10 protein-coding genes are annotated in these 13,403 nt (G+C 71.2%); all 10 read right to left on the minus strand.

Annotated elements, in window-relative coordinates; translation table 11 throughout:
• Positions 1-235: 235 nt before the first annotated feature.
• Positions 236-1,846, minus strand: coding sequence for an NADH-quinone oxidoreductase subunit NuoN (gene nuoN / locus ABT112_RS10490; RefSeq protein ID WP_351507905.1), 1,611 nt, complete (start codon positions 1,844-1,846; stop codon positions 236-238).
• Positions 1,847-1,902: 56 nt separating this feature from the next.
• A complete protein-coding gene (locus ABT112_RS10495) occupies positions 1,903-3,498 on the minus strand; it encodes an NADH-quinone oxidoreductase subunit M (RefSeq protein ID WP_351507746.1) in 1,596 nt (531 codons plus the stop codon).
• A 1-nt stretch (position 3,499) separates the two neighbouring features.
• Positions 3,500-5,395, minus strand: coding sequence for an NADH-quinone oxidoreductase subunit L (nuoL, locus tag ABT112_RS10500; protein WP_351507748.1), 1,896 nt, complete (start codon positions 5,393-5,395; stop codon positions 3,500-3,502).
• A 12-nt stretch (positions 5,396-5,407) separates the two neighbouring features.
• Positions 5,408-5,707 (minus strand): NADH-quinone oxidoreductase subunit NuoK, encoded by a 300-nt coding sequence (gene nuoK / locus ABT112_RS10505; RefSeq protein WP_351507750.1) that lies wholly within the window; start codon positions 5,705-5,707, stop codon positions 5,408-5,410.
• On the minus strand, positions 5,704-6,531 hold the full coding sequence (locus ABT112_RS10510) for an NADH-quinone oxidoreductase subunit J (RefSeq protein ID WP_351507752.1): 828 nt from the start codon (positions 6,529-6,531) through the stop codon (positions 5,704-5,706). The genes nuoK and ABT112_RS10510 overlap by 4 nt, the downstream gene beginning before the upstream one ends.
• Positions 6,528-7,142 carry an NADH-quinone oxidoreductase subunit NuoI gene (gene nuoI, locus ABT112_RS10515; RefSeq protein WP_351507755.1) on the minus strand — a complete coding sequence of 205 codons (615 nt, stop codon included), beginning with the start codon at positions 7,140-7,142 and terminating at the stop codon, positions 6,528-6,530. Before nuoI ends, ABT112_RS10510 begins: the two co-directional genes overlap by 4 nt.
• A 92-nt stretch (positions 7,143-7,234) precedes the next feature.
• Positions 7,235-8,620 carry an NADH-quinone oxidoreductase subunit NuoH gene (gene nuoH / locus ABT112_RS10520; protein WP_351507757.1) on the minus strand — a complete coding sequence of 462 codons (1,386 nt, stop codon included), beginning with the start codon at positions 8,618-8,620 and terminating at the stop codon, positions 7,235-7,237.
• Positions 8,617-11,175 carry an NADH-quinone oxidoreductase subunit G gene (locus ABT112_RS10525; protein ID WP_351507759.1) on the minus strand — a complete coding sequence of 853 codons (2,559 nt, stop codon included), beginning with the start codon at positions 11,173-11,175 and terminating at the stop codon, positions 8,617-8,619. The genes nuoH and ABT112_RS10525 overlap by 4 nt, the downstream gene beginning before the upstream one ends.
• Positions 11,176-12,567, minus strand: a complete 1,392-nt coding sequence (nuoF, locus tag ABT112_RS10530; RefSeq protein WP_351507761.1) for an NADH-quinone oxidoreductase subunit NuoF — start codon at positions 12,565-12,567, stop codon at positions 11,176-11,178.
• Positions 12,567-13,394, minus strand: a complete 828-nt coding sequence (gene nuoE, locus ABT112_RS10535) for an NADH-quinone oxidoreductase subunit NuoE (protein WP_351507907.1) — start codon at positions 13,392-13,394, stop codon at positions 12,567-12,569. The genes nuoF and nuoE overlap by 1 nt, the downstream gene beginning before the upstream one ends.
• Positions 13,395-13,403: the final 9 nt, after the last annotated feature.

Below are 13,403 nucleotides of genomic sequence, written 5' to 3' on the forward strand. Positions count from 1 at the left end.
CGCCCACCCAACGCCCCGTGGTGCGCGGAACGTCCCTGAATGACACGTCATGGCACGAGCGGACCGGCCTGCCGACCCGCGCCGCGTGTCGGAGCGGGCCTCCTGCCCCGATAAGCGGCGGCGCCCGGGGAACCACCCCGGCACACGGCGGCCGCCCAGCGCCACCACCCCGATACACGCCGGTGCCCCGGGGCTTCAAGCCCCGGGGCACCGGCGTCGACGGGAGCCGCCCGTGTCACCGCACGAAGACCCCCGCCTGGCTCGCCAGGTCCAGGAAGTACTGCGGCGCGACGCCCAGCACCACCGTGACCGCGACGCCCACCCCGATGGCGGTCGTCGTCAGCGGGCTCGGCACCGCGACCGTCGGCCCTTCCGGCTTCGGCTCGCTGAAGAACATCAGCACGATCACCCGGATGTAGAAGAACGCGGCGATGGCCGAGGAGATCACACCGACGATCACCAGCGTGCCCGCGCCGCCCTCCGCCGCCGCCTTGAACACCGCGAACTTGCCGGAGAACCCGGAGGTCAGCGGGATCCCGGCGAAGGCCAGCAGGAACACGGCGAAGACGGCCGCCACCAGCGGCGAACGGCGGCCCAGCCCGGCCCACTTGGACAGGTGGGTGGCCTCGCCGCCCGCGTCCCGCACCAGGGTGACCACGGCGAACGCGCCGACCGTCACGAACGAGTACGCCACCAGGTAGAAGAGCACCGAGGAGATCCCGCTCGGGGTGGCGGCGATGACGCCCGCCAGGATGAAGCCGGCGTGCGCGATCGACGAGTAGGCGAGCAGCCGCTTCACATCGGTCTGGGTGACCGCGACGATCGCGCCGAGCAGCATGGTGAGGATCGCGACGCCCCACATCACCGGCCGCCAGTCCCAGCGCAGGCCCGGCAGCACCACGTAGAGCAGCCGCAGCAGGGCGCCGAACGCCGCGACCTTGGTGGCCGCCGCCATGAAGCCGGTGACCGGGGTGGGGGCGCCCTGATAGACGTCCGGGGTCCACATGTGGAACGGCACCGCGCCGACCTTGAACAGCAGCCCCATCAGCACCATCGCCCCGCCGATGAGCAGCAGGACGTCGTTGCCCATGGTGGTCGCGAGGACCGGGTCGATCCGCTGGACGGTGCCGTCGACGACATCGGCGATCCCGGCGTAGGTGACCGTGCCCGCGTAGCCGTAGAGCAGGGCGATGCCGAACAGCAGGAAGGCGGAGGAGAAGGCCCCGAGCAGGAAGTACTTGACGGCGGCCTCCTGCGAGAGGAGCCGCTTGCGGCGGGCCAGCGCGCAGAGCACGTACAGCGGGAGGGAGAAGACCTCCAGCGCGATGAAGAGGGTCAGCAGGTCGTTGGCGGCGGGGAAGACGAGCATGCCGCCGACCGCGAAGAGGAGGATCGGGAAGACCTCGGTGGTGGTGAACCCGGCCTTGACGGCGGCCCGTTCGGCCGGCCCGCCCGGTACGGATCCGGCCTGGGCGACGAAGGAGTCGACCTTGTTGCCGTGCGCGGCCGGGTCGAGCCGCCGTTCCGCGAAGGTGAAGACCGCGACCAGGGAGACCAGCAGGATCGTGCCCTGGAGGAAGAGCGCCGGGCCGTCGACGGCGACGGCGCCCATCGCCGAGATCCGGGACCTGCCCGTCGCGTAGCCGCCGGCGGCCAGGCCGACGACGGCGGCGAAGGCCGCGGCGAGCGCGACCACCGACAGCAGCAGCTGCGTGTAGTAGCGGCTGCGGCGCGGCAGGAACGCCTCCACGAGGATCCCGACGATGGCGGCGCCGAGCACGATCAGCGTCGGGGAGAGCTGCCCGTACTCCATGCGCGGCGTCGGGATGCGGTCCGGCGCGGCCATCGGAGTCGGGGCTTCCGCCAAGGTTGTCCACAGGCTGTGGACAGTCACCGCACTGTTCACTTCGCGGCCTCCAGCTCGGGCTCGGGGTCCTTCTGGTCCACGTCGGACAGCGTGTGCTGCACGGCCGGGTCGACGATCTCGGTCAGCGGCTGCGGATAGACGCCGAGGAACAGCAGCAGCGCGACCAGCGGAGCCACCACCACCAGCTCCCGCACCCGGAGGTCGGGCATGGTGCGCACCTCCTCCTTCACCGGACCGGTCATGGTGCGCTGGTAGAGCACCAGGACGTAGAGGGCGGCCAGCACGATGCCGGCGGTGGCGACGATGCCGAGGACGGGATAGCGGCTGAAGGTGCCGACCAGCACCAGGAACTCGCTGACGAAGGGCGCCAGGCCCGGCAGCGAGAGGGTGGCCAGACCGCCGATGAGGAAGGTGCCCGCGAGGACCGGGGCGACCTTCTGCACCCCGCCGTAGTCGGCGATCAGGCGCGAGCCGCGGCGGGAGATCAGGAAGCCGGCGACGAGCATCAGCGCCGCCGTCGAGATCCCGTGGTTGACCATGTAGAGGGTGGCGCCGCCCTGCCCCTGGCTGGTCATCGCGAAGATGCCCAGGATGATGAAGCCGAAGTGGGAGATCGAGGCGTAGGCGATCAGCCGCTTGATGTCCCGCTGCCCGACCGCGAGCAGCGCGCCGTAGATGATGCTGATCACGGCGAGGACGAGGATCGCCGGGGTGGCCCACGTGGACGCCTCCGGGAAGAGCTGGAGGCAGAACCGGAGCATCGCGAAGGTGCCGACCTTGTCGACGACCGCGGTGATCAGCACCGCGACCGGGGCCGTGGACTCCCCCATGGCGTTGGGCAGCCAGGTGTGCAGCGGCCACAGCGGCGCCTTGACGGCGAAGGCGAAGAAGAAGCCCAGGAACAGGGCCCGTTCGGTGTTGGTCGCCATGTCGAGCGAACCGTCCGCGCGGGCCTTCACGATCTCCTGGAGGGAGAACGTCCCGGTGCCGAGGTCGTCGGCGGTCACCGCGTAGAGCCCGATCACCGCGGCCAGCATGATCAGACCGCCGGCCAGGTTGTAGAGCAGGAACTTCACCGCGGCGTACGACCGCTGGGTCGCCGCCGCCTCGTCGCCGTGCTCGTGGGCCCGGTCCCCGAAGCCGCCGATGAGGAAGTACATCGGGATCAGCATGGCTTCGAAGAAGATGTAGAAGAGGAAGACGTCGGTGGCCTCGAAGGAGAGGATCACCATCGCCTCGACCATGAGGATCAGTGCGAAGAAGCCCTGGGTGGGCCGCCAGCGGCGGTTGGGGTTCTTCTCCTCCAGCGGGTCGGCGTCGTGCCAGCCCGCCAGGATGACGAACGGGATCAGCAGGGCGGTCAGCGCCACGAGGACGACGGCGATGCCGTCCACCCCGAGCTCGTACCGGACCCCGAAGTCCGCGATCCAGGCGTGCGATTCGGTGAGCTGGTACCGGCCGCCGCCCGGTTCGAAGCGGACCAGCACCACGGCCGCCAGCACCAGCGTGGCCAGCGAGAAGGCCAGGGCCAGCCACTTGGCGGCGGTGCGCCGGGCGGCGGGCACCGCGGCGGTGAGGAGGGCACCGGCGGCCGGGGTCACCGCGGTGACCGTCAGCAGGGGAAAGGACATGTCAGACCGCCCTCATCAGCAGGGTGGCGGCGATCAGGATCGCCGTACCGCCGAACATCGAGACCGCGTAGGAGCGGGCGAAGCCGTTCTGCAGCTTGCGCATCCGGCCGGAGAGCCCGCCGACCGAGGCCGCGGTGCCGTTCACCACGCCGTCGACCACGGTGTGGTCCAGGTAGACCAGGCCGCGGGTCAGGTACTCACCGGGCTTGACCAGGGCGACGTGGTTGAAGTCGTCCTGGAGCAGGTCCCGCCGGGCGGCCCGGGTGAGCAGGCTGCCGCGCGGCGCGGTCACCGGGACCGGGCGCCTGCCGTACTGGGCCCAGGCGATCGCGACCCCGATCACCAGCACCACCATGGTGGCGAGGGTGACGGTCAGCGCGCTCAGCGGCGAGTGGCCGTGACTGTGGCCGGTGACCGGCTCCAGCCACTTCAGGAACGACTCGTCGATACTGAACAGCCCGCCGGCGAAGACCGATCCGAAGGCCAGCACGATCATGGGGATGGTCATGGTGCGCGGCGACTCGTGCGGATGCGGCGCGTTGCCGTCCGCGTCCGGCTGCCACCGCTTCTCGCCGAAGAAGGTCAGCAGCATCACCCGGGTCATGTAGTACGCGGTGATGGCCGCGCCCAGCAGGGCCGTGCCGCCGAGGATCCAGCCCTCCGTACCGCCCTTGGCGAACGCCGCCTCGATGATCTTGTCCTTGGAGAAGAAGCCGGACAGCCCCGGGAAGCCGATGATCGCCAGATAGCCGAGCCCGAAGGTGACGAAGGTGATCGGCATGTACGTGCGCAGGGCGCCGTACTTCCGCATGTCCACCTCGTCGTTCATCCCGTGCATCACGGAACCGGCGCCGAGGAAGAGGCCCGCCTTGAAGAAGCCGTGGGTGACCAGGTGCATGATCGCGAAGACGTAGCCGATCGGGCCGAGGCCGGCGGCCAGGATCATGTAGCCGATCTGCGACATCGTCGAACCCGCCAGGGCCTTCTTGATGTCGTCCTTCGCGCAACCGACGATCGCACCGAAGAGCAGCGTGACCGCGCCGACCGTCACCACCACGAGCTGGGCGTCGGGCGAGGCGTTGAAGATCGTCGACGAGCGGGTGATGAGGTACACGCCCGCGGTCACCATCGTCGCCGCGTGGATCAGGGCCGAGACCGGGGTCGGGCCCTCCATCGCGTCCCCGAGCCAGGACTGCAGCGGCACCTGGGCGGACTTGCCGCAGGCGGCGAGCAGCAGCATCAGGGCGATCCCGGTGACCGTGCCACTGGACGCCTCCCCGGCCTCCTCCAGCACCGGCCCGAAGGCGAAGGTCCCGAAGGTGGTGAACATCAGCATGATGGCGATCGACAGCCCGACGTCACCGACCCGGTTGACGATGAACGCCTTCTTCGCCGCGGTCGCCGCGCTCGGCTTGTGCTGCCAGAAGCCGATGAGCAGGTAGGAGGCGAGACCGACGCCCTCCCAGCCGACGTACAGCAGCAGGTAGTTGTCGGCGAGGACGAGCAGCAGCATCGCCGCGAGGAACAGGTTGAGATAGCCGAAGAAGCGGCGGCGCCGCTCGTCGTGCTCCATGTAGCCGACCGAGTAGAGGTGGATCAGCGACCCCACCCCGGTGATCAGCAGCACGAACGTCATCGACAACTGGTCCAGCTGGAAGGCCACATCGGCCTGGAACCCCTCCACCGGGATCCAGCTGAACAGGTACTGGTGGACGGTGCGCTCCTCGCCCCGGCGGCCCAGCATGTCGGCGAAGAGGACCGCGCCGAGCGCAAAGGAGACGGCCGCCAGACCGGTGCCGATCCAGTGGCCGCTGCGGTCCAGCCGCCGTCCGCCGCACAAGAGGACGGCCGCGCCGATCAGCGGGGCCGCGACGAGCAATCCGATGAGGTTCTCCACTGTTGCGACCCCTTACAGCTTCATCAGGCTGGCGTCGTCGACCGAGGCCGAGTGGCGGGAGCGGAAGATCGTCACGATGATCGCCAGACCGACGACGACCTCGGCCGCGGCCACCACCATCGTGAAGAACGCGATGATCTGGCCGTCGAGGTTGCCGTGCATCCGGGAGAAGGTGACGAAGGCCAGGTTGCAGGCGTTCAGCATCAGCTCGACGCACATGAACACCACGATGGCGTTCCGCCGGATCAGCACCCCCGCGGCGCCGATGCTGAACAGCAGCGCCGCGAGGTAGAGGTAGTTGACCGGGTTCACTTGCTCGCCTCCTCGTTGCGCTCCAGCCGCCCGAGCCGCTCCTCGGCGCGCTGCTCCAGGGCCGCCAGGTCGGCGAGCGCCTCACCGGAGACGTCGCGGATCTGGCCGCGGGCGCGCAGCGTGTTGCTGACGGTGAGTTCGGACGGCGTGCCGTCCGGCAGCAGGCCGGGGATGTCCACGGCGTTGTGCCGGGCGTACACCCCGGGGGCGGGCAGCGGCGGCACCTGCGTGCCGGTGCGCACCCGCGCCTCGGCCTGCTCGCGCTGGCTCGCGGCGCGCTCGGTGCGCTCGCGGTGGGTGAGCACCATCGCGCCGACGGCCGCGGTGATCAGCAGCGCGCCGGTGATCTCGAAGGCGAACACGTACTTGGTGAAGATCAGCGCGGCGAGCCCCTGGACGTTGCCGCCGGAGTTGGCCTGCCCGAGGCCGTTGAAGCTCCGCAGGGAGGCGTTGCCGATGCCGGCGATCAGCAGGATGCCGAACCCGAGGCCGCAGCCCGCCGCCAGCCAGCGCTGGCCCTTGAGGGTCTCCTTGAGCGAGTCGGCGGCGGTGACACCGACCAGCATGACGACGAAGAGGAACAGCATCATGACCGCGCCGGTGTAGACGACGATCTGCACCACGCCGAGGAAGTACGCCCCGTTCGCGAGGTAGAAGACCGCCAGGACGATCATGGTGCCGGCCAGGCTGAGGGCGCTGTGCACCGCCTTCTTCATCAGGACGGTGCTCAGGGCCCCGACGACGGCGACCGTGCCCAGCACCCAGAACTGGACCGCCTCACCGGTGGAGGTCGCACCGGTCACCGCGGCTGCGAGGGCGCTCATGCGTCGACCACCTTCCCCGACGCGGGCTCGTCGGGCCCGAAGTCCGCCGCGCCTTCCTGCGGCTTGTCGCCGTGGGTGACCGGCTGCCGCTCGGTGCCCGGCGCGGCCTCGGTGACCAGCCCGCGGTAGTAGTCCTTCTCGGTCATCCCGGGGAAGATCGCGTGCGGGGAGTCGACCATGCCCTCCTCCAGCCCGGCGAGCAGCTCCTCCTTGGTGTAGATGAGCGATTCACGGGACCGGTCGGCGAGTTCGTACTCGTTGGTCATGGTGAGCGCCCGGGTCGGGCACGCCTCCACGCACAGCCCGCACAGGATGCAGCGCAGATAGTTGATCTGGTAGACGCGGCCGTAGCGCTCGCCCGGGGAGTAGCGCTCCTCCTCGGTGTTGTCCGCGCCCTCCACATAGATCGCGTCGGCGGGGCAGGCCCAGGCGCAGAGCTCGCAGCCCACGCACTTCTCCAGCCCGTCCGGGTGCCGGTTGAGCTGGTGCCGCCCGTGGAATCGGGGCGCGGTGGGCTTCTTCTCCTCCGGGTACTGCTCGGTCAGCCGCTTCTTGAACATGGCCTTGAAGGTCACGCCGAAGCCGGCCACGGGGTTCTGGAAGTCAGGCACGGGATGCCTCCTCACCGGCGTGGGTCACTGGGGTCGCCGCGGTCGTCGTCGCACGGGCTCGGGCCCGTGGACGGCGGTCCGCGCCGCGGAACTCAGGCACCGTCGGCCTCCTTGCCCTCGGCGGGGGTCTCCGCCGGACCGTTCCCGACGAGCGTCCGCTCCTGGCGGGAACGGCGCCGGGGCACGGGCGGCAGGGTCTGTCCGGGCAGCGGCGGCACCGGGAAGCCGCCCGCCATCGGGTCGAACGCGGCCGGCGGTGCCTCCTCGGCCCCGGCCTTCTGCTCCGCGCGGTGGCGGAAGATGTCGAAGACGAAGGAGAGCAGCAGGATCGCGATGACGGCGCCGCCCACGTACAGCACGATGTCCTGGAAGTCGTAGTTCTCGTTGCGCAGCGCCCGGACCGTGGCGACCAGCATCAGCCACACCATCGAGACCGGGATGAGCACCTTCCAGCCCAGCTTCATGAACTGGTCGTAGCGCACCCGCGGGAGCGTGCCGCGCACCCAGATGAAGAAGAACAGCAGCAGCTGGACCTTGACGACGAACCAGAGCATCGGCCACCAGCCGTGGTTCGCCCCCTCCCAGAACGCGCTGATCGGGTACGGGGCCATCCAGCCGCCCAGGAAGAGGGTGACCGCGACCGCCGAGACGGTGACCATGTTGACGTACTCGGCCAGCATGAACATCGCGAACTTGATGGAGCTGTACTCGGTGTTGAAACCGCCGACCAGGTCGCCCTCGGACTCCGGCATGTCGAACGGGGCGCGGTTGGTCTCGCCGACCATCGCCACGATGTAGATCAGGAACGACACCGGGAGCAGCACCGCGAACCAGCGGTCCTCCTGCGCCGAGACGATCGCCGAGGTGGACATCGACCCGGAGTAGAGGAAGACCGCCGCGAACGACAGGCCCATCGCGATCTCGTAGGAGATCATCTGCGCGCAGGAGCGCAGGCCGCCGAGCAGCGGGTACGTCGAGCCGGAGGACCAGCCGGCCAGCACGATGCCGTAGATCCCGACCGAGGCGACCGCCAGGATGTAGAGGACGGCGATCGGCAGGTCGGTGAGCTGCATCGTGGTGCGGTGGCCGAGGATCGAGATCTCGTTGCCGGCGGGCCCGAAGGGGATCACCGCGATGGCCATGAAGGCGGGGATCGCGGCGACGACCGGCGCCAGGACGTAGACGACCTTGTCGGCCCGCTTGACGACCACGTCCTCCTTGAGCATCAGCTTGATGCCGTCCGCGAGGGACTGGAGGAGGCCCCAGGGGCCGTGCCGGTTGGGGCCGATCCGCAGCTGCATCCAGGCGACGACCTTGCGCTCCCAGACGATGGAGAACAGCACCGTCACCATCAGGAACGCGAAGCAGAAGACCGCCTTGATCAGCACCAGCCACCAGGGGTCCCGCCCGAACATGGACAGGTCCTCGGCCGCCAGCGAGGTCAGCGGCCCGGTCCGCCAGGACGTCACTGCGCTCATGACCGCACCTCCGCCGTCTCGGCCCCGGTGCCCGCACCGAGGGTGACCAGTTCGCCGGGGCGCGCCCCGGTACCGTCGGTCACGCCGGGCCCGACGGAGTTCATCGGCAGCCAGACCACCCGGTCGGGCATCGGGGTGATCAGCAGGGGCAGTTCGACCGATCCGGCCGGGCCGGTCACCCGCACCGGGTCGCCGTCCGCGATCCCGGCCTCCGCGGCGGTGGCTGCGGAGAGCCGGGCGACCGCCGCGTGCCGGGTGCCGGCCAGGGCCTCGTCACCGTCCTGGAGACGCCCCCGGTCGAGCAGCAGCCGGTGGCCGGCGAGCACCGCCTGGCCCGCGTCGGGGCGGGGCAGCGGCTGGGCGGGCCGGCCGGGCGCCGTGGCGTACGGGCCGCGCCAGCCGCCGAGCCGGTCCAGCTCCCGCCGGGCCGCCCGGACGTCGGGCAGGTCCAGGGCCGGGGTCGGCGGGGCGTCCGCGGTGCCGGCCAGCGCGTCGGCGATCATGTGCAGCACCCGGGCGTCCGGGAGGACGTGGCGCCGGGTCATCTGGTCCGGTTTGAGCGCGGCCTCGAACGGCCGGGCCCGGCCCTCCCAGTTGAGGAAGGTGCCGGACTTCTCGGCGACGGCGGCCACCGGAAGGACGACGTCCGCCCGGTCGGTGACCTCGCTCGGCCGCTGTTCCAGGCTGACCAGGAAGCCGACCTCGTCCAGGGCCCGGCGGGCCCGCTGCGGGTCGGGCAGGTCCGCGACCTCCACACCGGCGACGAGCAGCGCGGACAGCTCACCGCTCGCCGCGGCCTCGACGATCTGACCGGTGTCCCGGCCGGGCCGCTGCGGGAGCCCGCCGACGCCCCAGGCGGCGGCGGTCTCCTCACGGGCCCGCGGGTCGGTGGCGGGCCGGCCGCCGGGCAGCAGCCCGGGCAGTGCCCCGGCCTCGAGCGCGCCGCGCTCACCGGCCCGGCGCGGGATCCACACCAGCCGGGCGCCGGTGGCGTTCGCGGCGCCCACGGCGGCGGTGAGCGCACCCGGCACCGCGGCCAGCCGCTCGCCGACGACGATCACCGCGCCCTCGGTGCGCAGCGCCTCGGCGGCCAGCAGCCCGTCGCTGTCCAGGCCGTCCCGCGCGGTGCCGGCGTCAGCCCGCGCGAGCGCGGCGAACCAGGTGGTCTCGGTGCCGGGCGCCGCGCCCAGCAGCGTGCCGCCGGTCTTCTCCAGCCCCCGGGTGGCGTGGGTGGCCAGCGAGAACACCCGCTGGCCGTGCTTGCGGTGCGCCTTGCGGAGGCGGAGGAAGACGCCGGGCGCCTCCTCCTCGGACTCGAAGCCGGCCAGCAGCACCGCCGGGGCCTTCTCCAGCTCGGCGTAGGTCGGCCCGCTGCCGTCGAGGTCCCGGCCGCGCCCCGCGACGTAGGCCGCCAGGAAGTCGGCCTCCTCGCCGCTGTGCACCCGGGCGCGGAAGTCGATGTCGTTGGTGTCGAGCACGACCCGGGCGAACTTGGCGTAGGCGTAGGCGTCCTCGACGGTGAGCCGCCCGCCCGTGAGCACACCGACACCGGCGCCGCCGGACCGCTCACGGGCCGCCGCCAGCCCGCGGGCCGCGGCCTCCACCGCCTCCGGCCAGCTCGCGGCCTCCAGCTCACCGGTCCCGGCGTTGCGCACCAGCGGGGTGGTGAGCCGGTCCGGCCGCTGGGCGTAGCGGAAGGCGAAGCGGCCCTTGTCGCAGATCCACTCCTCGTTGACCTCGGGGTCGTCGGCCGCCAGCCGCCGCATCACCTTGCCGCGCCGGTGGTCGGTCCGGGTGGCGCAGCCGCCCGCGCAGTGCTCGCAGACGCTCGGCGACGACACCAGGTCGAAGGGGCGGGAGCGGAACCGGTACGCGGCGGAGGTGAGCGCGCCCACCGGGCAGATCTGGATGGTGTTGCCGGAGAAGTACGACTGGAAGGGGTCGCCCTCGCCGGTGCCCACCTGCTGGAGGGCGCCGCGCTCCAGCAGCTCGATCATCGGGTCGCCCGCGATCTGGTTCGAGAACCGGGTGCAGCGGGCGCACAGCACGCAGCGCTCCCGGTCCAGCAGCACCTGGGTGGAGATCGGCACCGGCTTGGTGAAGGTGCGCTTCTTCCCCTCGAAGCGGGTGTCGGCCTGCCCGGCGCTCATCGCCTGGTTCTGCAGCGGGCACTCGCCGCCCTTGTCGCAGACCGGGCAGTCCAGCGGGTGGTTGATGAGCAGCAGCTCCATCACCCCGCGCTGGGCCTTCTCGGCGACGGGCGAGGTGAGTTGAGTCCGCACCACCATCCCGTCCGTACAGGTGATCGTGCAGGACGCCATGGGTTTGCGCTGGCCCTCGACCTCGACGATGCACTGCCGGCAGGCGCCGGCCGGGTCGAGGAGCGGGTGGTCGCAGAAGCGCGGGATCTCGATGCCGAGCAGTTCGGCCGCGCGGATCACCAGGGTGCCCTTGGGGACGGAGATCTCGATGCCGTCGATGGTGACGGAGACGAGGTCCTCCGGCGGCACTGCCGCCTCGCCGCCTCCGGAGGGGGCGTTCGTCGTGATCGTCATTTACGCGTGCACCCCCTTGTGGGTGGCGGTCTTGTGGTCGTCGGCCCAGACGGTGGACTTCGCCGGGTCGAAGGGGCAGCCGCCCCCGGTGACGTGCTGCTCGTACTCCTCGCGGAAGTACTTCAGCGAGGAGAAGATGGGGCTGGCGGCGCCGTCGCCGAGGGCGCAGAACGACTTGCCGTTGATGTTGTCGGCGATGTCGTTGAGCTTGTCGAGGTCGGTCATCCGCCCCTTGCCGGCCTCCAGGTCGCGCAGCAACTGGACCAGCCAGTACGTGCCTTCGCGGCAGGGCGTGCACTTGCCGCAGGACTCATGGGCGTAGAACTCGGTCCAGCGGGTCACCGCCCGGACGACGCAGGTCGTCTCGTCGAAGCACTGCAGCGCCTTGGTGCCGAGCATCGAACCGGCCGCGCCCACGCCCTCGTAGTCGAGCGGTACGTCCAGGTGCTCCTCGGTGAGGAGCGGGGTGGAGGAGCCGCCGGGGGTCCAGAACTTGAGCCGGTGGCCCTTGCGCATGCCGCCGCTCATGTCGAGGAGCTGCCGCAGGGTGATGCCGAGCGGCGCCTCGTACTGGCCGGGGCGGGCGACGTGCCCGGAGAGCGAGTAGAGCGTGAAGCCGGGGGACTTCTCGCTGCCCATCGAGCGGAACCAGTCCTTGCCCCGGTGCAGGATCGCGGGAACCGACGCGATGGACTCGACGTTGTTCACCACAGTGGGGCAGGCGTAGAGGCCCGCGACCGCGGGGAAGGGGGGCCGCAGCCGGGGCTGTCCGCGCCGTCCCTCCAGCGAGTCGAGCAGTGCGGTCTCCTCACCGCAGATGTACGCGCCGGCCCCGGCGTGCACGGTGATGTCCAGGTCGAAGCCGCTGTCCAGGACGTTCCGGCCGAGGTAGCCCGCCTTGTACGCCTCGGCCACGGCGTGGTGCAGCCGGCGCAGCACCGGCACGACCTCGCCGCGCAGATAGATGAACGCATGGCTCGACCGGATCGCGTGGCAGGCGATGATCATGCCCTCGATGAGGGAGTGCGGATTGGCGAAGAGAAGCGGGATGTCCTTGCAGGTGCCGGGCTCGGACTCGTCCGCGTTGACCACGAGGTAGTGCGGCTTGCCGTCGCCCTGCGGGATGAACTGCCACTTCATGCCGGTGGGGAAGCCCGCGCCGCCGCGGCCGCGCAGGCCCGCGTCCTTGACCAGTGCGATGACGTCGTCCGGCGGCATGGCCAGGGCCGCGCGCAGCCCTTCGTAGCCGTCGTGGCGCAGGTAGGTCTCCAGGGTCCAGGAGTCCGGCTGGTCCCAGAAGGCCGACAGCACGGGGGACAGCAGCTTCTCGGGGGCCGCTCCCCCGCCCGTCTCCGGCCGGGAAGTGCCGTCGTGTTCGGTGGACACGGTCATCACTCACCCTCCTCGGACACCGGTCCGGCCGGGTGCTGGGGGTCGGACGCCGCCGTGGTGTGCGGGGCGTCGTGCGAGCTGGGGTGCCCGGCGGGCGCTTCGCCGCCGGCCGGGGGCTGCTGCTCGTCCGCGCCCTGCGGGGGTGCGGAGCGCGGCGAGACGATCCGTCCGGGGGCGGCCTCGCCCTTGGCGAGCCGCAGGCCGACCAGCGACGGGGCCCCGGCGCCGCCGGTGGCGTCCACCGCGCCGGGCCGCTCGTCCGGGAAGCCGGCCAGGATCCGGGCGGTCTCCTTGAACGTGCACAGCGGGGCACCCCGGGTGGGTTCGGCGGTGCGGCCCGCCCGCAGGTCGTCCACCAACTGCTTGGCGGACTGCGGGGTCTGGTTGTCGAAGAACTCCCAGTTGACCATCACCACGGGGGCGAAGTCGCAGGCCGCGTTGCACTCGATGTGCTCCAGGGTGACCTTGCCGTCCTCGGTGGTCTCGCCGTTGCCGAGGCCGAGGTGCTCCTGGAGTTCGCTGAAGATGGCGTCGCCGCCCATCACCGCGCACAGCGTGTTGGTGCAGACCCCGACCTGGTACTCCCCCGACGGCTTGCGCCGGTACATGGAGTAGAAGGTGGCGACCGCGGTGACCTCGGCGGTGGTCAGCCCCAGCATCTCGGCGCAGAACCGGATACCGGTCCGGGTGACGTACCCCTCCTCCGCCTGGACGAGGTGCAGCAGCGGCAGCAGTGCGGAACGGCTGTCGGGGTAGCGGGCGATGACCTCGCGCGCGTCCTCCTCCAGCCGGGACCGCACCTCGGCCGGGAAGTCGGGGGCGGGCATCTGCGGAAG

It is taken from the genome of Streptomyces sp. NPDC002055 (assembly GCF_040296705.1).
GTDB lineage: Bacteria > Actinomycetota > Actinomycetes > Streptomycetales > Streptomycetaceae > Streptomyces.